Origin of the sequence: Dolichospermum heterosporum TAC447 (genome assembly GCF_024584745.1) — a bacterium.
Taxonomy (GTDB): Bacteria; Cyanobacteriota; Cyanobacteriia; order Cyanobacteriales; family Nostocaceae; genus Dolichospermum; species Dolichospermum heterosporum.
The window spans coordinates 5,652,837-5,676,453 of the sequence record NZ_CP099464.1 but is presented as its reverse complement, the minus strand read 5'-3'; the positions used below and the strand labels follow the sequence as shown (position 1 = coordinate 5,676,453).

Annotated in this window: 22 protein-coding genes; 11 read left to right on the top strand and 11 right to left on the bottom strand. The window is 38.0% G+C overall.

What is annotated here, in order from left to right; all coding sequences use genetic code 11:
* Positions 1–115: 115 nt before the first annotated feature.
* The 7 genes from ssuC to NG743_RS25830 form a co-directional block, all read right to left on the bottom strand.
* Positions 116–916 carry an aliphatic sulfonate ABC transporter permease SsuC gene (gene ssuC / locus NG743_RS25860; RefSeq protein ID WP_071992748.1) on the bottom strand — a complete coding sequence of 267 codons (801 nt, stop codon included), beginning with the start codon at positions 914–916 and terminating at the stop codon, positions 116–118.
* A 447-nt stretch (positions 917–1,363) separates the two neighbouring features.
* On the bottom strand, positions 1,364–2,401 hold the full coding sequence (locus NG743_RS25855) for a sulfonate ABC transporter substrate-binding protein (protein ID WP_027401204.1): 1,038 nt from the start codon (positions 2,399–2,401) through the stop codon (positions 1,364–1,366).
* Positions 2,402–2,450: 49 nt separating this feature from the next.
* Positions 2,451–3,314 carry a TauD/TfdA dioxygenase family protein gene (locus NG743_RS25850; protein ID WP_257121170.1) on the bottom strand — a complete coding sequence of 288 codons (864 nt, stop codon included), beginning with the start codon at positions 3,312–3,314 and terminating at the stop codon, positions 2,451–2,453.
* A 105-nt stretch (positions 3,315–3,419) separates the two neighbouring features.
* The gene (locus tag NG743_RS25845) at positions 3,420–4,535 is read right to left on the bottom strand and encodes an aliphatic sulfonate ABC transporter substrate-binding protein (RefSeq protein WP_027401206.1); all 1,116 of its coding nucleotides are present in this window, start codon (positions 4,533–4,535) and stop codon (positions 3,420–3,422) included.
* 435 nt (positions 4,536–4,970) lie between these two features.
* The gene (locus NG743_RS25840; RefSeq protein WP_027401207.1) at positions 4,971–5,774 is read right to left on the bottom strand and encodes an ATP-binding cassette domain-containing protein; all 804 of its coding nucleotides are present in this window, start codon (positions 5,772–5,774) and stop codon (positions 4,971–4,973) included.
* A 519-nt stretch (positions 5,775–6,293) separates the two neighbouring features.
* Positions 6,294–7,115 carry an NADPH-dependent oxidoreductase gene (locus NG743_RS25835; RefSeq protein ID WP_193962567.1) on the bottom strand — a complete coding sequence of 274 codons (822 nt, stop codon included), beginning with the start codon at positions 7,113–7,115 and terminating at the stop codon, positions 6,294–6,296.
* Between the two features lie 582 nt (positions 7,116–7,697).
* Positions 7,698–9,485, bottom strand: coding sequence for an iron uptake porin (locus NG743_RS25830; RefSeq protein ID WP_257121168.1), 1,788 nt, complete (start codon positions 9,483–9,485; stop codon positions 7,698–7,700).
* A gap of 453 nt (positions 9,486–9,938) precedes the next feature.
* On the opposite strand from NG743_RS25830, the gene NG743_RS25825 reads away from it, so the two are divergent.
* From NG743_RS25825 to NG743_RS25800, 6 genes are all read left to right on the top strand, one after another.
* Complete coding sequence (locus NG743_RS25825; RefSeq protein WP_257121167.1) at positions 9,939–10,979, top strand: NADP(H)-dependent aldo-keto reductase; 1,041 nt, start codon at positions 9,939–9,941, stop codon at positions 10,977–10,979.
* Positions 10,980–11,165: 186 nt separating this feature from the next.
* Positions 11,166–12,152: a threo-3-hydroxy-L-aspartate ammonia-lyase gene (locus NG743_RS25820; protein ID WP_257121166.1), complete on the top strand. Its 987-nt coding sequence runs from the start codon at positions 11,166–11,168 to the stop codon at positions 12,150–12,152.
* 455 nt (positions 12,153–12,607) lie between these two features.
* The gene (locus tag NG743_RS25815) at positions 12,608–12,871 is read left to right on the top strand and encodes a hypothetical protein (protein WP_193962563.1); all 264 of its coding nucleotides are present in this window, start codon (positions 12,608–12,610) and stop codon (positions 12,869–12,871) included.
* A 3-nt stretch (positions 12,872–12,874) separates the two neighbouring features.
* Positions 12,875–14,086 (top strand): glutathione S-transferase family protein, encoded by a 1,212-nt coding sequence (locus NG743_RS25810; RefSeq protein WP_257121165.1) that lies wholly within the window; start codon positions 12,875–12,877, stop codon positions 14,084–14,086.
* A gap of 27 nt (positions 14,087–14,113) precedes the next feature.
* Positions 14,114–14,554 carry a protein tyrosine phosphatase family protein gene (locus NG743_RS25805; protein ID WP_027401214.1) on the top strand — a complete coding sequence of 147 codons (441 nt, stop codon included), beginning with the start codon at positions 14,114–14,116 and terminating at the stop codon, positions 14,552–14,554.
* A gap of 338 nt (positions 14,555–14,892) precedes the next feature.
* On the top strand, positions 14,893–16,518 hold the full coding sequence (locus NG743_RS25800) for an FAD-dependent oxidoreductase (RefSeq protein ID WP_257121164.1): 1,626 nt from the start codon (positions 14,893–14,895) through the stop codon (positions 16,516–16,518).
* A 165-nt stretch (positions 16,519–16,683) separates the two neighbouring features.
* Here the strand turns inward: NG743_RS25800 and NG743_RS25795 are convergent, their stop codons facing one another.
* Positions 16,684–17,643, bottom strand: a complete 960-nt coding sequence (locus NG743_RS25795) for an IS110 family RNA-guided transposase (RefSeq protein ID WP_027404406.1) — start codon at positions 17,641–17,643, stop codon at positions 16,684–16,686.
* 414 nt (positions 17,644–18,057) lie between these two features.
* Between NG743_RS25795 and NG743_RS25790 the strand changes: the two genes are divergently transcribed.
* From NG743_RS25790 to NG743_RS25775, 4 genes are all read left to right on the top strand, one after another.
* A complete protein-coding gene (locus NG743_RS25790; RefSeq protein WP_193962560.1) occupies positions 18,058–18,387 on the top strand; it encodes a 4Fe-4S dicluster domain-containing protein in 330 nt (109 codons plus the stop codon).
* A gap of 175 nt (positions 18,388–18,562) precedes the next feature.
* Entirely contained in the window at positions 18,563–19,510 is a 948-nt protein-coding gene (locus tag NG743_RS25785) for a D-2-hydroxyacid dehydrogenase (protein WP_027401217.1), read from the top strand.
* A gap of 105 nt (positions 19,511–19,615) precedes the next feature.
* Entirely contained in the window at positions 19,616–19,846 is a 231-nt protein-coding gene (locus NG743_RS25780; RefSeq protein ID WP_027401218.1) for a hypothetical protein, read from the top strand.
* 8 nt (positions 19,847–19,854) lie between these two features.
* Positions 19,855–20,631 carry a phosphate/phosphite/phosphonate ABC transporter substrate-binding protein gene (locus tag NG743_RS25775; protein ID WP_027401219.1) on the top strand — a complete coding sequence of 259 codons (777 nt, stop codon included), beginning with the start codon at positions 19,855–19,857 and terminating at the stop codon, positions 20,629–20,631.
* Between the two features lie 58 nt (positions 20,632–20,689).
* On the opposite strand, the gene NG743_RS25770 is transcribed toward NG743_RS25775, so the two are convergent.
* Positions 20,690–21,496 carry a tetratricopeptide repeat protein gene (locus tag NG743_RS25770; RefSeq protein WP_306459816.1) on the bottom strand — a complete coding sequence of 269 codons (807 nt, stop codon included), beginning with the start codon at positions 21,494–21,496 and terminating at the stop codon, positions 20,690–20,692.
* Between the two features lie 26 nt (positions 21,497–21,522).
* On the bottom strand, positions 21,523–22,764 hold the full coding sequence (locus tag NG743_RS25765) for an RNA-guided endonuclease InsQ/TnpB family protein (RefSeq protein ID WP_027401220.1): 1,242 nt from the start codon (positions 22,762–22,764) through the stop codon (positions 21,523–21,525).
* A 54-nt stretch (positions 22,765–22,818) separates the two neighbouring features.
* On the opposite strand from NG743_RS25765, the gene NG743_RS25760 reads away from it, so the two are divergent.
* Positions 22,819–22,980: a hypothetical protein gene (locus tag NG743_RS25760; protein ID WP_160170594.1), complete on the top strand. Its 162-nt coding sequence runs from the start codon at positions 22,819–22,821 to the stop codon at positions 22,978–22,980.
* A gap of 49 nt (positions 22,981–23,029) precedes the next feature.
* Here the strand turns inward: NG743_RS25760 and NG743_RS25755 are convergent, their stop codons facing one another.
* Positions 23,030–23,527: a tetratricopeptide repeat protein gene (locus NG743_RS25755; RefSeq protein ID WP_027401221.1), complete on the bottom strand. Its 498-nt coding sequence runs from the start codon at positions 23,525–23,527 to the stop codon at positions 23,030–23,032.
* Positions 23,528–23,617: the final 90 nt, after the last annotated feature.

Below are 23,617 nucleotides of genomic sequence, written 5' to 3'. Positions count from 1 at the left end.
TTAACTCTATCGGTAAACCGTACTATTTGGGTAATACTCAAGAGTATTACACAAAAGAATCAAGAAAAGCAATACTTTTACAAAAAATACTGTAACTCTATCGAGTATGAGTAGATTAACCCTTCAAATAACTGGGATTCCATTGCAACCAATAGTTTTCTAAAGTTTTAGCAACTATATCAGCCAGCTTGCCGAACAAGGCATATATTAAAATACTTAAAACTACAACGTCAGTTTGCATAAATTCTCTAGCATTTGTTGCCATATAACCAATCCCAGAATCCGCAGCAATTGTTTCTGCGACAATCAGTGTTAACCACATAATCCCTAAAGAGAACCGCACACCAACTAAAATTGAAGACATTGCCCCTGGGAGAATAATTCGCCAAAATAAACCCCAAGTATTTAAACCGTAAATTTTACCCATTTCAATCAATCCGTGATCAACACTGCGAATCCCATGAAAAGTGTTTAAATAAATAGGAAACATTACACCTAAAGATACCAGGAATAATCTCGCCTCATCACCAATGCCAAACCATAAAATTACCAATGGAATTAATGCTAAGTTAGGAATATTCCGCAGCATTTGCAGTGATGTATCTAGTAACTTTTCCGCAATCGGAGAAACACCATTAAGTAAACCTAAGCTAAAACCAATACTTCCTCCCACTAAAAACCCAGATATTGCTCTTATGGCACTAATACCAATATTTCTGAAAAGTTCACCTGTCTGAGTTAATTTAATAGCAGCACTAACAACTGCTAAAGGTGCTGGTAATATTCTAATGGGAATAACCCCAACAGAAGACAAGAATTGCCAGAATATAATTATTGTTATGGGTACAACCCAAGGTATGAATGATTGAAAATAGGGATTTTTGATAAACTTCAAATGGAACTTATTTTTTCTCATTGTATACTTTGATGAAAAACCAGGAGAAGAAAGTTTCATAATTATTAACCGGTGATCAGGATGATTAAGAGGTTGTTTGAAAACTTTTTCGTGTGGGATCTGACACCCGCAGATCCCCCTAAATCCCCCTTGAAAAGGGGAACTTTGAGGAATTTAGCCCCCCTTTGTAAGCTTTGTAAGGGGGGTTGGGGGGATCTCGATTAATTCTGATACTTTTCAAACATCCTCTAAGAGGGTGTTTGAAAAGTTATGGTTGATGTATCAAATATTTTTTACCCCTCCCTAACCCTCCCCTTGTAAAGGGGAAAGAAGTGGATTTTTATTGTTACCCCCCTTTACAAGGGGAAAGGGGGGTAACAATGTGATGAAAATTACGGGATACGACTTTTCAAACATCCTCTAAGGGCGGGGTTTAGCCGCCAAAGTAAAAATCAGAATAACTACAGGTTATTTCTTACTAATTCTTTGGGGTGTAATAGCTGCATACTGTTGAGAACTTAAAACCGACTCTTTAATGGCAACTTGTTTAGGAATAACCCCTTCCTTATAAAACAAATCTGCAATGCGTTGTTGTTCAGCAACAAGAGATGAGTTAATTGGGCGTATACGGAATGTCCGTCTCCGAACTACCACAGCTAAAAGTGCAGGATCAAGTTTTAGTTCAGGTGCAAGAATTTTCACAACTTCGTCAGGATTAGATTCTGCCCATTCTCCTAATTTATCTACCTCTTCTAAAACTATCCGCACAACTTCTGGATTTTCCACAGCAAAACTCCGTCTAGCCATATAAAATCCACCTTGAGTAGCAATTCTGGAAGCATTTCTCAAAATACGAGCATTAGCAGTTTTTTGGACAACCGCAATAAAGGGGTCCCAGGCTACCCAAGCATCAATTTTCTTTTGAATAAAAGCATCACGAGCTTCTGCTGGAGTTAAACTAACTGCTTGAATATCGCTATATTTTAAACCTGCTTCAGCCAAGGCTCTTAGTAGTAAATAATGTGATGCTGATCCTTTTTGAAAAACAACTTTTTTCCCTTTAAGATCCTTAACTGTCTTAATAGGAGAATCTGGCTGGACAACAATAGCACTACCTTCACCTTTACTAGGTTTACGTCCAGCAATATAAGCTAATTGAGCGCCAGCAGCTTGAGCAAAAATTGGTGGTGTTTCTCCTACAGAACCAATATCAACCCTATTTGCATTCATCGCTTCCATTAGTTGTGGACCAGCAGGAAATGGAGACCATTCTACCTTGATACCTAAAGGCTCAAGACGCTTATCTACCACTCCTTTAATTTTCACAATATCTCCAGAAGTTTGATAAGCAAGTCGGACTACTTTTGTTTTAATTCCTGCTTTATTAGTTGTATTTTGGGCTTCGACTATATTACTAGCAATGGGAGTAGAAAGAAAAACCAAAGCTAATGCTGAATATTGAATAAATTTCTGTAAAACTCTGCGGCGTTGTAGATTAAAGTTCATAATTATGTCTCCTCACTTAATTTCAATTCAAATCGGTTTATTCCAGAACCTAAAATGGGCGACTACCCGCTAAACTAATGCGTTTCATGACCCGACGTTGATGAGGATCAAAAGCTTGACGATAATGTAATGTAGATTGATTATCCCAGTAGACAATATCGCCTACAGACCATTTATGTTGATAATAAAATTGAGGTTGATGCAGATGATTTCTCAACTGTTCAATTAATTCCTTACCCTCTTGGGGTTCTAAACCAACAACTTCAACTTCTGTGGTGTAATCTAAATACAAAATCTTTTTACCACTCTCTGGATGAGTTCTCACCAATGGGTGGGGAAAGACAGGACTAATGAGAGTAATATTCTTATCCTCACGATACTTTCGGCGAGGTTCTCCTGGCTTATTTAAAAATGGATTATAAGTAATCAACTGCAAATCTGCAATTTGTTGTTTGGTTGATTCATCCAAAGTTTCATAAGCTAAATTGAGATTTAACCAAGAAGTATCTCCACCTTCAGATGGTACTTCTAAAGCATAAAGTAGAGAACCACTAGAAGGATAGGGTGTCCATTTATGATCAGAATGAAAAGCTAATTCACCTGTACCTGTGTAGCCACCATCAACATTAGAAACAGGGATTATAACTGGTGTTACTCCTGGTTGAGAAGCAAGAACTGGAATATTATCTGGTGGGACAAATAATGAACCAAAATTAAAACTAAAGTTCAAAAATTGCTCATCATTAAGATGTTGATTTTTGAAGATGAGAATATGATAATCTCTAAGTGCTTGTTTTAATTGTAAAATAACTTCAGGAGCGAGAGATTTTGTACCATCTAATCCAGTTACAACTGCTCCTAGTGGAGCATCAAGAGAAGTGATTTGCAAATTAGTTAAAGTCAGTGTCGGCATGGTTGAAAATCAGATTCATTCAAGTTATATAATGTCAAAGATCAATTTAAGTTTTATTCTTTTTCATTTTTTTTAATATAAAGAGAATAAAACCATTACAAAATGCTACTTTTTAGCAAGAACTTCTTTAGGAGTAAATGCAGCATATTGTTGGGGTGTTAAAAACCCATCTCTAACATTTACTTTTTTAGGTATAAGCCCCAGACTATACCATTTATCTGCAACTTCTTGTTGTTTTTTGATCACTTTTGCATTAATTGGTACTAATGCAAAATCATATTTGTCGTGCATTTTCTCTAAAGTTGGGGCATCAAGCTGAGTTGTAGCAGCTAGTAACTGAGCAATTTCTTTACGGTTATTTTTAGACCAATTTTGTGCTTTTTGTAATTCTTCAAAAAAGATTTTAATTACTTGAGGATTTTCTTGGTAGTATTTACGAGTGGTGGTATAAAAGTTATTAGTATCTCTTAAACCTTTACCACCATCTAATAAGACCCGACCCACTTTGTTTTGGACATTTCTGGTGACAAATGGCTCCCAAATAAACCAGGCATCTACTTTACCTTGGCTAAAGGCGGCATTAGCATCTGGAGGTGCTAAAAAAACTGAAGTTACGTCAGTGAGTTTTAAACCTTCTTTTTCCGCTGCTCTAACTGTGAGGTAATGTCCAATAGATGCTTTTTGGAAAGCAACTTTTTTGCCTTTCAAATCCTTAAACCTTTTAACAGGTGAATTGGGGGGAACTAGAAGTGAAATTGCTCTACCATCAGAGGAGTTAGCTGCTAAATATACGAGAGGAACTCCGGCTGCTTGAGAAAAAACTGGAGGTGATTCGGCTGTAGACGCAATATCAAGTCCATTTGCATTTAAAGCTTCTAACTGTTGTGGTCCAGCAGCAAATTCAGGCCATTCAACTTTATAACCTAAAGCTCCTAATCGTTTTTCTAAAGTGCCTTTTTTTTCTAAAACTGCTAAGGCTGTAAGCTGTTTAGAACGAACTATTCGGACTACTTTTTTGTCATTACTGGCAATTAGTTTACTATTTGTGTTAGTTGTACTGCCAGTAGATGAAATTGCTTGCTGTTGAGCGCTATTTTGGGGTGTATTCCAAGTGAATAACGCAGCAGATAGGACTAAACTAGAGCTAAAAGCAGATAAAGCAGAACGACGAGTAATCCGTTTGTTTTTCCAGGATTGAAATTTATTTTCCCAATTCAGCATGGTTGAATACCCCTTTTTTATGAAAATTTTTTATTTTTGTTAAATATTTAAGAAAGTGAGGTAGAAAAAATAATCTACCTCAACAAGGCATGAGGAAACCTAAAAATAACTGACAGTAATGCTTGGTAAGCTATGTAGAGAATATCAGTTATAAGTCAAATACCAAGATTGTTTAAACCCTAAGATTAGAAAAGAGAAGTTGAGAAAAATTGGCTTTCTCTATTTTCACCAATATCACCTACTAACTCTAAATAACCTCAGAAGCATCTGGAAAATTTCTGGGTATGAACTGCGGTGTTTATCTAAATCTAAGGATAGCCTAGACAACACCACAGGTTGACTAATTGAACGCCTATCTGTGCGAATTTGACTTTTTGTAGACTTTCTATGGCGATAGTCATAATTTTTGCTCCAAACAGTTTCTAGTAATGACATTTAGGCAGACACAGAACTCAATAAATAAGAAGATGAAAATCCAGTTTGTAGTGATTCTTGTTTACCCATAACTCTGTCTAAAATTATCTCTACAGTCTTGGCAAACTTTGCGTCTCCTCTAGCGCGTGGACGGGGAAGATCAATTTTTACATTCATACTAATTTGACCATTTTCAATCAAAATTACTCTGTCTGCTAATACCACTGCTTCTTCTACATCATGGGTAATTAACAGTGAGGTAAATCCTTGTTCTTGCCACAAACGTTCTAATAATTGTTGCATTTCAATTCTAGTTAGGGCATCCAACGCCCCCAAAGGTTCATCTAGTAGTAATAGAGAGGGTTTACTGGCTAAGGCTCTTGCTAAAGCTACCCGTTGTCGTTGTCCACCAGAAAGCACAGAAGGCCATTCTTGAGCGCGGTCTTCTAATCCTACTTCACGCAGCACTTGTAAAGCCGTTTGCTTGGCATAAGCTTTGGAATTAGCACCTATTAAACCTAACTCTACATTTGCCAATACTCGCTGCCAAGGTAACAAACGAGCATCTTGAAACATCATGCGGATAGCGGGATTAATGGGTTTATCAGAATATTTGCCATTTAACAAAACATCGCCGCCACTGGGAGCATCTAACCCCGCAACTAGACGCAACATTGTACTTTTACCACAGCCACTGCGACCAACAATAGCTACGAATTCTCCTGGCTGAATTTCTAAATCAATTCCTTGTAAAACAGTTTTATTTCCAAAAGACTTTTGCAGTCCTTCAAGGTTTAATTGCATTCCTTTTACTTGATTAGTCATGATCAAAACCTCTTAATTGTGGATGTTTGATTGGTTATTTAGAGTAAATCTGTCAAATAAAAATAGACAATGCTTGTGGATAATTTTTCTAAGCCGAAATCATGAGTAAATTAATATATTTATTTTCCGGCTTGAGGAAATTTTAAGATTGACAGAAATTACTCGTTTTTATTTACTTGAATCTCTCTGGACAGAAAGCTTTAGTAAACAAGCATCTGGCATTACTACCAGTCTGCTTGTTGTGCCAATCTGTGTTTCCCAGTTATAATCCACTATAAATCGGTAGGAATACCGTAGCTTTAATTTAGTGTGGCATAACTAGATAAAAATTGCAAGTCTATTTGAGAAGAAATTTATGAAAAATACCCATAAAAAAATCCCCACTTGTTTACGAGGATTTATTTCATAAAAAATTTGGCAATTAATATATTAATTGCTGACATCAAACAATAGGAAAAATTTATTTTTGACTATTTGTTAACAAATTCTTGTGATTTATATTCTTGTTACAAAAGTTAATTATTGTAATTTAAACCCCAAATTATTCAGAATTTCTTTTAATCTATGCCGACCAGATAATGATTCAGCCGATGCTACTCTTTTACTAGAATGTTCCGACCAATCACCAGGAATATTCATGTGTTGTGAATTGTAAAAATTTGCCATGATTTGGTTATATTCTGATATGCCTTGCTCTTGTTCTGCAAGTTGATATGTTTCTCGATGTACTACCACTGATTGTGGTAAACGTGGTTTAATTGCCACCTTGACAACAGGATCAGCATAGCCCACACATAAACCAAAAACAGCAACTACATGAGGTGGTAAATTCAAAATTTTGGCTACATCTTCTGGTTTATTTCGTAATGCACCGATATACACAGTTCCCAATCCAATAGATTCTGCTGCGACTACCGCATTTTGTGCTGCTAATGCAGCATCTATAGCCGCCATTAAAAACATTTCCAAATAATCTAAACCTTCATGAGGTAGTCCACGATTTTCGGCAATGTTTGTGAGTCTAGCTAAATCTCCTAACCATACTAAAAAGAGAGGACATTGGCGAATATGTGCTTGATTATTAGTTAGTTTTGATAATTCTTCTTTGCGATTTGCATCTTCAACTGCTACTACACTCCAAGTCTGGAGGTTGGAAGAAGTAGAAGCAGATTGAGCAGCAGCAATTAAAACTTCTAATGTTCCTGGTGGTAAAGCATCAGGTAAATAAGCACGAATTGAACGATGGGATAACAGAGTTTCTAAGGTGTCACTCCAGGGAATATCTGGATTGAAGTTACTATTACCATAACGATGATTAAATAATTCAGTTGGGTTAGTCATAACTTGCAGAAAAATGATTATGAAAATGTCAGAATCAGGATGTCCAGGATTAAAGGATTAACAGGATGAAAATGTCTGAATCAGGATGTCCAAGATTTAAGGATTAACAGGATGAAAATGTCAGAATCAGGATGTCCAGGATTAAAGGATTAACAGGATGAAAATGTCAGAATCAGGATGTCCAATATTAAAGGATTGACAGGATGAAAATGTCAGAATCAGGATGTCCAGGATTAAAGGATTAACAGGATGAAAATGTCAGAATCAGGATGTCCAGGATTGAAGGATTAACAGGATGAAAATGTCAGAATCAGGATGTCCAATATTAAAGGATTAACAGGATGAAAATGTCAGAATCAGGATGTCCAGGATTAAAGGATTAACAGGATGAAAATGTCAGAATCAGGATGTCCAGGATTGAAGGATTAACAGGATGAAAATGTCAGAATCAGGATGTCCAGGATTGAAGGATTAACAGGATGAAAATGTCAGAATCAGGATGTCCAGGATTGAAGGATTAACAGGATGAAAGATTTTTGATCAATACGAAATCCTGCAAATCCTCAAATCCTGATTTATGGGTTAAAATCTGAAGGTGGTACGCAGCCAACCCACCACACTACCAGGATTGGTAGTATCGGAATTTGGTGCTGTCACCCAAATGAATCCAGGTGTAACTTCAATATTGTCAGTAAGTTTATATTGATACCATCCCTCAACGTGCAGAGAGGTATCTTTGTCGGCTTGACCTTTACCCACTCCCAAATCTACATTTTTACTGAGTGCAGTTAGTGTTGGTGCTACACCCACAAAAATAGCTCCTATGCTACCTTTTTTCCCTAAATCGGGAGATGTTAGTCCTACTCCCCAGTTCCAGACTTGACCATCTCCTTGTCCCAAATAACGATGGGCTGAATAACCTACAAAACTATTGATTGCTAGTCGGGGATTAAGTTTATATAATGCCCCAAGTCCATAAAGATTTCCTACTGTGCCTTTATCAACAATGCCCCTAGCTGCGTTGGCTGGGTTAGTTGAAATAGTGCTGTTTGCTAGGTTACTCCCCGCAGCCGGACCAAAGTTTGTTCCCCCTTGACCTAAAGTACCCGCTGGACTATAGGTGTTAGCGTAACTTAAACCTAGCCGGAAATTCTTTTTGGGGCTAAAGTATGTTACCTGTCCAAATGCTACATATCTACCTGTAAATAAGCCATTATTAGGCGCAGGATTATCACCATTAGGCGCACTATATGATAATCCTAATTGAAACTGTTTATTTAGGTCGTGGAGTATGGCAACTCCTGGACCTGTATCTCCATAGTTATAGACCATATTCCGCCGGGAAAACCGAGAAATCCCGTTAGAAGCTGACCCTTCAAATGGGTTTGTTGGACCACTTAAACCAATCTCGTTTGCTCCGTCAGATTGGGCAAAAATGTTGAATTGGGTCTTTTTACCAACTGGAAAACGATAACGAATACCGCCAAGAACAATCTGATTAGCTCCAAAACTAGGACTGGCATTATCGGCAGTTCTACTGTCAAATGTACCAAAAATTCCCCCAGTGGGATTATTTGTGCTAAGTCCTGTTCCAGTTCCTCTAGGATTAGGTACTCCACCTAATGAGTTAATGTTTCCACCTGATAATGTTAACCGTAGTTGATCCTTCCCAGTAAAACTGGTATTCAATATTAAACGAACTCGCTCTGAAAATGTAATGGTGCGGGGTGCGGGTTGTTTGGTGACGACGTTATTACCTGCTAAAACTCCGCCAACTACAAACTGAGCTTCACCTTGTAGCTTAGTTGTTGTTGAAAATCGATTAGCTTCTAATTCTGTGGTTCGTGCTTCTATTGTGTCTAATCTTCCGCGTAATACAGTAAGTTCGGCATTAAATTCTTCATTTAGTCGCTGTATGGTTTCCAAATCTGTTTTTAGAGCCAAATCAGATGTAGATAAGGCAATAAGTTTATTGATTTGATCTAAACAAGCGTTTAATCCTGCGGCAAATTCATAGCGAGTCAAAGCCCGATTACCACGATATTTGGTATCAGAACCCACCAAACAATCATAACGTTCTATGAGGGATTTTAATGCCTCATACGCCCAGTCACTTGGTTGGACATCTGAAAGCTGGGATACAGATGTAAGTTGTGACTCCTCAGATGAAGAAGAAGGTTCTTTTTGGGCAATTATTTGAGCAACTTTGTCAGATTCAGGAATTATGCTGACGGGTGATAAGGTCTCTTTACCTATTGTCTCATTTTCTCCTCCTATTTCATTAGCAAGAGTTTTTGTACTAGCTGCTAAGACTAACAAAAATACAGACATTGGCAAAGTAAGCAATAAATTCCCAGTATTTTTTTTCATTTTGATTGATAACCCCACACACACAAAGAATTTGATTCAGTACGAAATCCGGGCTAGGAGTTCGCAGCACAAGGAAAAGAAGGGAAATTCTCAGAGAGAATTTTCCTGTCACAGGTCTATTTAGACTAGTTTTTTATTCGTAATGAGATTAAAGACTATAGTAATGACTAAATTACCTGATTTAGTAAAATACGGTATATCGGTCAGCTTACTGTAGTTAATCTTTGATGAATAGCAGCATCTCACAAAAAATCTAGAATTTGAGTATTGGTGGATACATTTTTTATAATTTTAAATTAATTGCTACAAAAGGTTGTATATTTCAATTGTGTATGATAGTATACGTTTTCACCCATTAACTCCGCTAAATCAATAGATTTAGTGTAGTTTAAGGCAATAGTCATATTTTTAGTTTTTGTAGCAAAATGAAATGAGGAGAATCATTTAAACATTATGGAATACAACCAACTTGGTGCAAGCGACCTCAAAGTTTCCGAGATTTGCTTGGGAACTATGACCTATGGACATCAAAATAGTATTGAAGAAGCGCATGAGCAACTTGACTATGCTGTAGCTCAAGGGATAAATTTCCTGGATGCGGCGGAAATGTATCCCGTCCCTCCTCGTGGTGAAACCCAAGGAAAAACTGAGGCTTATATTGGTGAATGGTTGAAGAGACAGCAACGAGATCAACTGATAGTTGCTACTAAAATTGCCGGTCCTGGTCGTCCTTTTTCCTGGTTGAGAGGTGGAAATAATAAAGTTGACCGTGAGAATATTACACAAGCGGTAAATGATAGTTTGCAGAGATTACAAACTGATTATATAGATTTGTATCAAATTCATTGGCCTGATCGTTATGTTCCTACATTTGGACAGACAAGTTATAATCCAGAATTAGAAAGGGAAACTGTGGCTATTGCGGAACAGTTACAGGCGTTTGCTGATGTAATTAAAGCGGGGAAGATTCGCTATTTGGGTTTGAGTAATGAAACGCCTTGGGGGGTGAGCGAGTTTGTTCGCATTGCTAATGATTTGGGATTACCTAAAGTTGTCACTACTCAAAATGCTTACAATTTATTAAATCGTAATTTTGAATCAGGTTTAGCTGAAGTTTATCGTTATACAGATGTGGGTTTATTGGCTTACAGTCCCCTGGGTTTTGGGTTTTTGACTGGTAAGTATATCGAAAACCAACAATTAGAAAATACGAGAATAACTCTATTTCCAGGTTTTGGACAACGGTATTTAAAACCCAATGTCCAAGAAGCGGTTAAGGCTTATGTGGAGATTGCTAAAAAGTATAATCTCTCACCTGCTCAATTAGCGATCGCATTTGTTAAAAGTCGCTGGTTTGTGAAAAGTACAATTATTGGCGCCACAACTTTGGCACAATTGCAGGAAAATATAGATAGTATCAATGTGGTTTTAGATAAAGAGATTTTTGCAGAAATAGATGCAATTCACACTCGTTATCCTAATCCAGCCCCTTAGAGGATGTTTTAAAAGTTTCCGGCGAATAGAAGTCGCAACTACACAAACAAAGTCCACCTGCGTGGACTAATGAAAAATTAAGGCTTTTGAACCCACGAAGGTGGGTTTTGTCTGTGTAGCTGCGAATTCTATTCGCCTGGTATTTATTTAATATTAATGATAGTGAGAGTTACTTTATGAAAAACAATGTTATTATCTGATTCTGTTACTATTACTGATGTAGAAGCAGCACAAAAAAGGCTTTTAGGTATTGCTCATCAAACACCAGTAATTACCTCTGATACCGTCAATCAACTGACTCAAAGCCAAGTATTTTTTAAATGTGAAAACTTTCAACGGACAGGAGCATTTAAGTTTCGTGGTGCTTATAATGCCTTAGTCCAATTATCAGCCAAGCAAAAAATCAAAGGGGTAATTACCTATTCTTCGGGAAATCATGGACAAGCGATCGCTCTTGCTGGCAAATTACTCAATATTCCCACAATTGTAGTTATGCCTGATGATGCACCGATAGTCAAACAAACTGCAACTCGCGGTTATGGTGCTGAAGTCATTTTGTACAACCGTGACACAACTAACCGGGAAGAATTAACCAAAAATCTCGCAGCAGAACGCCAATTAACTTTAATTCCCCCCTATGATCATCGTCATATAATTGCTGGACAAGGTACAACTGCATTAGAACTAATTCAAGAAGTAGGACAACTAGACTACTTATTAGTATGTTGCGGTGGTGGTGGGTTAATTTCTGGTTGTGCAGTTGCGACAAAAGCGGTTTTACCTAATTGTAAAATAATCGGTGTAGAACCGGAATTAGCCGATGATGCTACTCGTTCCTTTTATACCAAAACCCTGCAAATTGTCCATAATCCCCATACCATTGCTGATGGTGTACGAACTCCCAGTTTGGGTAGAATCACCTTTCCCCTAGTCCTGCGATACGTAGATGATATGGTGACAGTATCTGATGCAGGCATAATTCGCACCATGTTCTTGATTTGGGAACGCTTAAAAATCGTTGTTGAACCTACCGGAGTTGTAGCCGCAACAGCATTATTAGAAGGTGTATTTAAAGCACCGGGTGCGAGAATTGGCGTAATTATCAGTGGTGGAAATGTAGATTTATTGCAAGTTAGTCAATTGAAGCAACTTAATCATCTTTTGCATTACTAGATAAATAATTATCGGCTCTTGCGTCTCTTTTATGGTGATTGAGGATTGGGCGTTGCTGAATTGAGGTATGAAATTCCCAAATTGAACCTTTAAAAATCTTACCTTTGCGTCTTTGCGCCTTTGCGTGAGACTAAAATTCATACCCTTAATCAGCAACGCCGTGATTGAGGATTGATGATAACAAAACCCTTACGGGACAAGGGTTATAAACAATTATTTCCATATTTTCAATGAAATGCCTACACAATAGGGCTTTCAATGATTTTGAACCAGGGTTTCCATAAAAATAACCGAAGAACCTAATTATCTAACTACTTGATTTTTTCCAAATTGATATGGTAGTCTGTGTTTATATTTAATCTACGGTTTTTTGATAGACTTACCGTATTTTTATGTTATAGTGATGAAAGACACTGTTGAGAATCTGAATTTTTAGCAATCGGGAATCTTCTTTTATGCCAAAAGATTGGTTAGAATGGCACGATCTTTACAATAGCGAAGCAAAATTGCAGCAACGGCTAGAAATCGTGCGGGAATATATTTCCTACAGTTTGGATAACTCCCCAACTGGTACTATTCGAGTGGTTAGTGCTTGCGCTGGTGATGGGCGAGATTTATTAGGAACTTTAGGGATTCATCGTTATTTAGGTGAAAATCTACCTACACCCAAAGAAGAAAAATTATTTGTATTTTCTGGCGTTCCAAATAAGGCAAGGTAAGAAATGGCTATTGCAAGCACTACCATATTCACTTGGGATCAATTATTAGAAAAAGCTCGACAAAATACCTCCGCCCGTCGAGTCAAAAGACCAGGACAAGCACCTTCTACTGCTCCTATTCCTAGTGGTTTACATAAACTTCCCCCGGAGAAAAACCCATCGGTATTGTTATATAGAGATAGTAACTCTTGGTGTCCTTTTTGTGAAAGAGTTTGGTTTGCCTTAGAAGAAAAACAAATTCCCTTTGAAACAGAATTTATTGATCTGAGTAATAAACCGAAATGGTACACAGATTTAGTACCAACAACCCTTGTACCTGCTGCTAAAATTGAGGGCAAGTTAGTTTATGAATCTAAAGACATTCTTTTAGAATTGGAAGAACACTTTGGCGAAACGTTGTTACCTGAAAATTCAGAAGAAAATGCTCTAGCCAGACAATGGGTTGAAGATGCAGAAACTAATGGTTTTCGGGATATTGCCTACAAATTTTTGAGACAACCTCCAGAAGATGCCAAAGAATTAGCAAATTTACAGGCAGAATTTGAAGCTAAATTAGATGAAATAGAAAAAACTTTGGGTAGATATTCAAAACCCTATTTTTTATCAACATTTAGCCTGGTAGATATTATGTATAGTCCCCATTTAGATAGATTGGCGGCTAATTTACCAGTATATAGAGGATATCACATCAAAGAAAATCCTCGCTTTCCTCTCATTAATATTTGGTTTGCAGCACTTAAAAAACGTCCTGCTTACAACCGAGTTAAATCAGACAATATTACTAATAATTTACTTTTACGGCGTAGATTTGGCGTAGAACCTATTGGTAATCCCTTACCTTTAGATTTATTTGATGCTGAATTTATTGAATATCGGGCTGAAGCAGCAGAAAGATTAAGTGATAATCGAGAAGTTGCTATTGGCGATATTCTCAAAAATTCTGGAGTTCAATCTTTAGGTGATATCTCGATAATTAAAGAAGTTGTTGATTTTCACCTCAGACTATTAGCTGATTATCTCCTTAATGGTAATAACGAACTATTACTAGGAGGAAGAACTGGTGGAAAAGAAAGTATAGATCCCATTATCGCGGCTACAGGGGCTATTACACTGGCTTATGTGAGAAATAGAATTTGTGCGCCACGAGATATGAGTGCTGGTGCTGCAACTGCATTACGAGCCGCCGCAGATAAGGTTTTAGCATCTATTTATTAATTTTATTTCATTCAAAGAGGAATCGAAATGACTGATTTAAAAAAGGTTAATGATGATTTGAGTATCGCTGGACAAATTTCATCCAAGGAATTAAAACAATTGGCAATAGGAGGTTTTAAATCAGTTTTAAATTTACGTTCTTCTGATGAAAATGGTTTTTTCCATGATGAAAAGCAAGAAGCACAAATTGTAGGATTAGAATATGCAAATATTCCCTTAAATTCTCAAGCACCAAATCAAGAATTAACAGCAGAAGCAATTAAAGCTGTTGAGAATTTGTCTAAACCAATTTTAATTCACTGTGCTGGTGGTGCAAGAGCGGGAGGAATAGCCTTAATTGCAGAAGCAATTCAAGCAGGTTTAACTTATGAACAAATTGCTCAAAAAGCTAATGAATTGGGCATTAATTTAGAACAGCCACATCTCAAGCAATTTCTATTAGAAAAATTTGCAGCTAGACAAAATTAAGTTGTAGGCTTTGGCGCATATAGCAATTCCCATTCAAGTCAGGTACAAGCGTTAATAATCAAACGCAGATGGACGCAGATAAACGCAGATAATTTTGTACTTCATTAGACTAGGAAATGCTATTAATAAAAATTAAAAATCTACAACTTTGCTTCTTTCTTCGAAGTTTCTGATTTAGCTGCTTCTATCACTGGTGCAGAAATTCAAGTTGATGGTGGAACTACACCAGGAGTTTAAGCTACTGCGTAGGTTGGGTTAAGCGACAGCGCAACCCAACATTTTCAGAATTTTGTTGGGTTTCCTTCCGTCAATTAATGTTACAAAAAAGAGGAATTTCCATGACTCAAAAACAATTATTTTCCCAAGATAGCGATGTTGATCAAACCTTATTAGCTGATGTATTAGTAATTGGGGGCGGACCGGCTGGAACTTGGTCAGCGTGGAGTGCGGCTAATGCTGGTGCAAAAGTGGTTTTAGTAGATAAAGGCTATTGTGGTACAAGTGGCTGTGCTGCCGCATCAGGTAACGGTGTATGGTATGTTGCACCCGAACCCGACGGTCGAGAAGCTGCAATGGCTTCTAGAGAAGCTTTAGGAGGATTTTTATCTAGCCGTGATTGGATGCAGCGGGTACTAGATCAAACTTATGCGAATGTCAACCAACTAGCTGACTGGGGTTATCCTTTCCCTACAGATGAAGATGGTAAACCCTATCGGCGCAGTCTCCAGGGTCCAGAATATATGCGTTTGATGCGACAACAAGTAAAACGGGCAGGGGTGAAAATTTTAGATCACAGTCCGGCTTTACAGTTGTTAGTAGATGCAGAAGGGGCTGTAGCTGGGGCGACAGGAGTTAACCGTCAGACTGGTGAAAAGTGGGTTGTGCGATCGCATTCAGTGATCATTGCCACCGGAGGCTGTGCTTTCTTGAGTAAGGCCTTGGGTTGCAATGTGCTAACAGGGGATGGATACCTGATGGCAGCCGAAGCCGGTGCAGATATGTCAGGAATGGAATTTTCCAACGCCTATGGCATCGCACCTGCTTTTTCTTCTGTCACCAAAACCTTATTCTATAATTGGGCAACTTTCACCTACGAAGATGGGACACCTATCCCCGGCGCTGGTTCGCAAAAAGGGCGTTCTGTCATTGCCGAAACTTTGCTAACTCAGCCTGTTTACGCCATTATAGACAAAGCATCAGCAGAAATGCGGGTGACAATGCGTTTATCTCAACCCAATTTCTTTCTACCTTTTGATCGTGCAGGTATTGATCCCTTTACTCAACGTTTCCCTGTGACTCTGCGTTTAGAGGGAACTGTTCGGGGTACAGGTGGGATTAGAATTACCGATTATACTTGTGCTACTTCTGTGCGTGGACTCTATGCTGCTGGTGACGCAGCCACAAGGGAATTAATTTGTGGTGGTTTTACTGGTGGTGGTAGTCATAATGCCGCTTGGGCGTTATCTTCAGGGTATTGGGCAGGACAGTCTGCGGCTACATACTCCCACAATTTAGGTGTGCAAGCAAACCAAAGACCAGTTCAAGCTGTAGGTGGTGTAGGATTTATCTCTGGTAGTGAAAAACAAATTCACAGTGAAGACATCATCAAAGCTACTCAGGCGGAAGTTTTCCCATATAACCGCAATTATTTCCGCAATGAACAAACTTTAACGGAATCATTGCAAAGATTACATTCTCTCTGGGATGAAATTCGCAATAGTCAAGTTGCAGATAATAGCAATATTCTCCGCACGAGGGAAGCTGCGGGAATGGTAGCCACAGCCAGATGGATGTATAGCAGTGCCTTGGAACGCAAAGAAACACGCGGAATGCACAAACATTTAGATTATCCACAACAGGATACTAACCAACAACATCATTTAATTAGTGGTGGTTTGGATCAAGTTTGGGTAAAAGCTGCACCTATCCAGGATACAAAAGCAAAAGAACTTGTAACTGTTTAATTGTAGCGACTGTCTTGATTGTCAAGCGATCGTTAAGGAAAAATTTAAAGTCTAGGAAAAAAGTCAGAAAATAGAGGAGAAAAACAGAACAGAACAAAACAGGTAAATTATAGGTTGCCATAAATTACCAAACTAGATTGGAGGTATAAAAACGACAGTAGAACTTTATGCAGAAATTGGTTGTGAGTCTTGAGAAATAGACCAAGGAAGATGATCTCGAATCATCGCATTTAAAATAACTAACATTTTATGAACGCAAGCAGTAATGGCCAATTTTTTGGGTTTACCACGTTCAACCAAGCGCTCATAAAAAGTTTTGATAACAGGATTATGACGCATGGCAACAACAGCACCCATATAAAGAATGGCACGAACATGGGCGCGACCACCATTAATCATGCGCTTACCTTTGTGCTGACCACTATCATGATTAATTGGTGCAACACCAACTAAGCGAGAGATTTGTTTGGCAGTTAATTGACCTAATTCTGGTAAGTCAGAAACTAAAGTGGTAGAAATTACTTGACCAATGCCAGGAGTAGTTTTGAGTAGATTGACTTTATCAATCCATTGTTGATTATTTTGGGTCAACGTCTCAATTTCTTGATTGAGTTGTTGAAGATGTTGCTCAAGATAATCAATATGGGATTCAATATCTGTCAAAGCTTTACCACGAGCGCGGTCACGGCGATTCTTTTCCGCTGTAGACATTTCTACTAATTGTCTTCGGCGACTAATTAATTCGCCTAATTGACGTGACATTTCACTTTCGATTGCTAACACCTCCGGTTTCATTGCTTCACCGAAATGCGCCAAAATCTGTGCATCAATGGCATCGGTTTTGGCTAACTTACCTGTAGCTTTAGCAAAGTCTCTTCCCTGACGAGGATTGATTAATGCTACTGGTAAAAGAGCCGCTTGCAATTGAATGATTAATTCTGTTTCTAGTCCTCCTGTTGCTTCCAGTACGATTAGGTTTAAATCGTTAGATTGAAGTTGCTTAACTAGATTAGCTATTTCTGTTTCAGTATTAGCAAATTGAAATGCTTTACCCATTGGACGGATATAAACATCAAGTGTTGCTTTACTTACGTCAATGCCTACCCATTGGGAGATATAATCCATTTTTAACTCTCCAATTTCAATTACTTCTTTTTAATTTGTTTTGTTTTTATTCATCCCCTTGATTTCACTCATCCTTGCACGATACGGGCTATATTATCTATGTCTTTGTTCATAGTTTTTACCCCAGGCGACTGTTCGAGTTCTGTCATGGAGATTGTTGTGGTGATCCTTGCTACAAAGCGGTCTTTTCTGACCCAGGTTGGGACGGTCTACCACTTCTTCTAACATACCTCTAAGATACAAGGTTGGGTTGACGCAAGGAAACCCAACATGATTACAACTTGAATTGAACGCAGATGGACGCAGATGAACACAGATAAAGATGGATTAATCAAGGGATTTCAGGATTATGTGCAGCCTCACATAAAATTGGTATAACCCAACCTACATCAATATTAATTTTGGTTTTTTATTATGATTGAATTAGTTAGTGAATCCCGGTGCATTCAATGTAATCTCTGTGTTAAAGTTTGCCCAACAAATGTATTTGACAAAGTACCAAATGCACCTCCAAGAATTGCGAGACAAAGCGATTGTCAAACCTGTTTTATGTGTGAATTGTATTGTCCAGTGGATGCGCTATATGTTTCACCGGATGTAGAACCATTAACGGGAATTAACGAACAATCATTAGCAGAAGCTCAACTTTTAGGCAGTTATCGTAAAAATATCGGTTGGGGAAAATCTCTCACAACTACAGCTAAACAAGATTCAACATATCAATTATTGCAGAAGATGAAATAAGTAATTGGACAAAAATATTTACAGTCATTGCGAGCGAAGGGAAGCAATCACAACCCTTGCGATTGCTTCCCTTCACTTCGTTCCATATGGCTAACGCCACGCAACGCTTACGCAATGATATTGTGTAATTAATTCTGTCTCACTACTTAGAGTATCAAAAATAATCGGAGTTATTATGAAACTCATTTTACCTGTAGAAATTGCCCATAAAATTGAGCCTCATTTACCTAAAAATACTATTGTATTGCGTGTAGATAGTGAGGGTAATATAGATGGTGATGCCACAGATGCAGAAGTTTATTTTAGTTGGTTTTATCTCAAACCTACTACTTTACATCGAGTATTAGATGCTGCGCCTTTACTGCGTTGGCACCATGCCCCAAATGCCGGTGTAAATCATATTTTGACACCCAAATATTTAGAACGGGATTTGATTCTAACTAACGGTGCGGGTGTCCATGCTATTCCTATTTCCGAATTTGTGATTACTTATTTACTTGCTTATAGTAAGCAATTACCAAGTCTGTATAAGCAACACTCTGAACGTAATTGGCAAAGGGGTTTACCAATTCAAGAATTAACAGATAAAACTTTATTAATTATTGGTGCGGGTGGTATTGGTCAAGAAATTGCGGTTCGTGCTAAAGCATTTGGAATGCGGATTTTTGGCAGTTCTCGTAATGCAAGACCATTACCAAACTTTGATAAAGTAGTCGGTGCAAATGAATGGAAACAACTACTGCCAGAATCAGAATTTGTGGTAATTGCTACTCCTTTAACGCCGGAAACAAAGGGCTTAATTGATTTGGAAACTCTGCGTTTATTCCGTCCAGATTCCTATTTAATTAATATTGCACGAGGGGCAATTGTTGATGAATCAGCACTGACTACAGCTTTACAGGAAGGCTGGATTGCTGGTGCGGCTTTAGATACAGTATTTACTGAACCATTACCAGCAGAAAGTCCCTTGTGGACATTGCTAAATGTGTTTATTACACCCCATTGTTCTGGAAATACTCCTAGAGTTAAAGAGAGAACACTTGCCCTATTTCTGGATAATTTAACCCGTTATCGTCAAGGAAAACCTTTGCGAAATGTGGTAGATAAAACCGCTGGTTATTAGGAATTTTTATTCGTCAAAATAGGAAAACCAGATTTTTTTGCTATAATCTACAGTAAGCCTATCGAGTTGCTGTACTTTAGTTTTTTATTGACAAGAGAATTTATCATGACATTAGCCCAAGACATTAATATTCAGATCCATCAAAAAGCATATCCTCATTTTTCAGGGAAGGTATCAGAACTAGGAGTATCCTTATTTAAGTGGACATGGTGGTATATTCATCCTTATATAATAGTTTTCAAAATCATGCTGCTTGCTTTTGCTAGTCTCAGTTTTTTATATATTCATTACTCTAGGCAAAAGCTAATTAAAATTTTCCAAAATAGCAGTGTTTAAAAAAAAGAATGACTAAGATTACAAAATTACAGGCTGTATCTTATTTAGCTCCTAATTATTTTGGACTATATCAGGAGATTACAGCTTATTTAGGTCGTGTTTTACAAGTAGAAATTGCACTACATCAAAGTAAATACGACCCCTTAAAAGACACTCTATTATTTAAAGACCAAATAGACTTGGCTTTTATTTGTGGATTACCACTAATTCGTTATAGTCAAATAGCACCAAATCAATTACAGACATTAGTTGCGCCTGTGATGCAATCATCTCGATATGGTGATTGTCCTGTATACTATGCAGATGTGATTGTTAAGACTGATAGCAATATTCAGAAGTTTGCTGATTTATCAGGGAAAACTTTTTGCTATAACGACTCTGGTTCTAATAGTGGTTATCATTTACTTTGGCGGTGGTTGAGTCAAGAAAAATATTCACCCAATTTCTGGGGAAAATCTTTAGAATCAGGTTCTCATCAACGTTCTATTCGTTGGGTAGTTGAAGGACTGGCTGATTGTGCAGCCATTGATAGTGTTGTATTAGAACAAGAATTACGGGATTTTCCTGAATTATCACACCATTTACGTGTGGTGCAAATAATTGGACCTTCTCCGATGCCACCATTGGTAACAGCGCGGCATTTAGGTATCTCTTTGATTCAGCAAATGCAATTGGCTCTACTCCAACCAGATGCTCAGTTGCAAGAAATTATGAAACAATTTAGTGTTAAGCGTTTTGATGCAGTGAAGTTAGAGGATTATCGGGTACTTAATCAGTGCCAATAATATAGGGACGGGCAAGACTTGTACTGAGCTTGCCGTAGTATGCCCATCCCATAAGATTCTAAGCACTAATAAGATAAATTTGATGCTGCCTTTGTTCGTACAAGAGAGCATCTTGATAAATTTCTGCAAATAATACTCGCTGTGCATGACTTCCCCCAATCTCATGCAACCGCGATAATACAAATTTGAGTTCGTTAACAGTTGTCTGGAAATCACCTTGAGCATGAGCTACCATGCCCTTAGCTGCGGGAATTGCTATCTTTACCCAACTCCTGCCAAGAAAGGGATTAATACTCAAGGCGTGATGTTCCATACTTTGAAGCATTTCTTTTACCCAGTTATTGTGTCCAGCTTTGGCAAGGGCATAGACATAATGCAAATCCTGGAATGGTAATGCGTGTTCATCAATGCGACTGTAAAGATAAGGACTGATATCTTGCCAACGGTTGCCTACATCTACCCCACGTAATTCTAGCCGTAATAACATGGAAATTGCCCCTACTTGGTCTTTGGGAGATTGTTTGTTAGCACGTTGCCAAATATGCTCATCGTAGATTTTCAGAACCTTTTCGTAGTTTTCTAATTGCCAATAATACAGTGCTATATGCCACCAGTTGTGGGTATAAAGCATAGAGTTACAGTTGTCCCAGGTATATGCAAAATTCTCCATCCAAATTATTCCCTCCTGGGTTCTTCCTTGGGTTTCCATTACATGACCAATAGCATGATGCGCCCAAGGATCATATCTATTTAACGCTATTGCCTCAAGTGCCATTTTTTCTGCTGCTGGTAATTGGTGACATTGTTCTAAGCCAAAGGCCACCATCCCATATAGATAATGTTGTTGGGGATTGTTAGTTGACACTCCCCGCCATAAATGGACGGGGATTCTTAAGACCAAATAAATAATCTTAACGGCGATATCAATGCGCCTCTACTGATTCCACTAGAATTTAATCCTAGCTTTACCGCTACTTTTCTGAAAATATTAGCTGCACCGTTGCAATCTGCATTGATTTTTGTACCATCTTGAGAATGGTACAAACCCCGGCTAACTCTTCTTCCTGACTCTTTCCACCCTTCAGGTTTTGCACCGAATGTAGGTAGAAAATCATTGTCTAGGAACGATGTTTTTGAGGTATAAGATTCTTCAGTTTCAACGAACTTAATGCCGTATTGTTCACACAGTTGAGCAATGCGGTTTTTTAATCTTGCGGTAGGAACTTGGACAAATTTTTGATTAGTTTTAGAACCTAAATTTATAGAATCTTTTTGTCCGACGTTCCAGCCAAAAACGACAGTCCCAATTTTATGATCAATGCAATGGTTGATTACGATTCTAGCTGCTTTATTAGTAGCGTCCCTCATCCGGCGATTCCGCTTTTCAGCTATTGACGCTAATTGCTTAGACCAAAAACCTTGAGGTTGATTTTCTTTGAGAACCGAAACTCGTTTGTTGTACCATTGATTCACTGATTTTAACTTGCGTCCGTCAATCAGAAATGACGTACCAACGTTACTGATACAGGTTAGCCAGTTGTTCAACCCGTGATCAATTGATAAAACATTCTCAATATTTACGTCGGGCTTGTGAGAAGTTATTTTATAAATTAACTCCAAATAAAATTCATTATTCCTTGGCAGTATGCGGTATTCTTTGATGTCCTTATGCTCTAAATTAGAAGGCATGGGAACATAAAAAGCGTCAAGCCCAAACCAAACTTTCACCTTACTACCCATCGGAAATCTTAGCTTACCGCCCTTTAGTTTAATAGCTTGTCCAGGAAAAGTTACGAGATTTAATCCAGGTTTTCGGTATCCAGGTAGCTTAGGTTTTTGAGTGACTGTACCATTTTTAATCCCTTTCAAAAGTCCAATATAAGACTTGAACGATTCCGCCACAGTTGTTAAACATTGCTGTGCAGCTTGAGAATACATTGCCCCAAAATGTGAATTACTTGCTAACTCACGATGCAAGTCAAACTTACCAGGAATTTTACCCGTCTTAAAAAACAATTGTCTGGCATAATAAGTCCCACAATTAGCAAGTTTATTTGACTCCCCACATAAGAACTCAAGAACCGCTCCTAATTCCTTGTTGGGACTGATTAGTATTTGCTGGCATCCATACATTGCGTTTTTCTCCCTTTGTCTTATAATAACACAATGTACTAACAACCGCAAGACATGATGAAAGATAAAACAGTATCAGTCCGACTCTCAGAACGCAGAAAACATAAGCTGTTTTTATATGCAGCGCAAAGAGAGAAAACAGTTACCGCATTGATAGAAGATTGGGTAGATAGCTTGAAACTCAAGGATAATAAGGATAATATTGAAATAGGTTAAAACCTATCGTGTCGTTTTTCATCCCCTGTCTGAAGCACGAAAGACGGAACTAGCGTTCCTGTTTCTCAGGGGCTTTCAAACTTCCCGGTTTCCCTTGTAAAACTTTTTGGGCAATTTCTAGTAATTTTTCTTTATTACCTGTATAAAAATAGTGATATTGCCCCTGCTGCACGGAAATTAAATCAGTGGGAAATTGATTGGTAATCTCTTCATGAAGGGCTATTCCTACATCAATCTCTTGATTTGCCCAAGCTAAAATTGCTTCTACGTATAACTGTTCTCTGGCAGTAATTTTGCCTAAATTTCTTTGTGCGACTTGCAAATATGGTTGTGCCTGTTGCCAATCTTTTGTACTTTCTTGACTCAGATGATAAGCGGCTGCATAAGCATTAGCTAAAGCACAATTTGGATCAGCCTCAACTGCTTCTAAAATCGCTGTTTTTGCATCTTTACCATAAGCAAGGGATTGATCAATAAAACGGTTAATAGCAGCGATCGCTTCGGCTGAACCTGTTGTCACTAACAGCCCTTGTCCATCTTTAAGCATGATGAATTCCTTACAGCAAAATTTAAATTCTTAAACTACGGTAACTTGGTCGGAATACCGGGGTTATTGACTAGATTATGCCACAGCCTC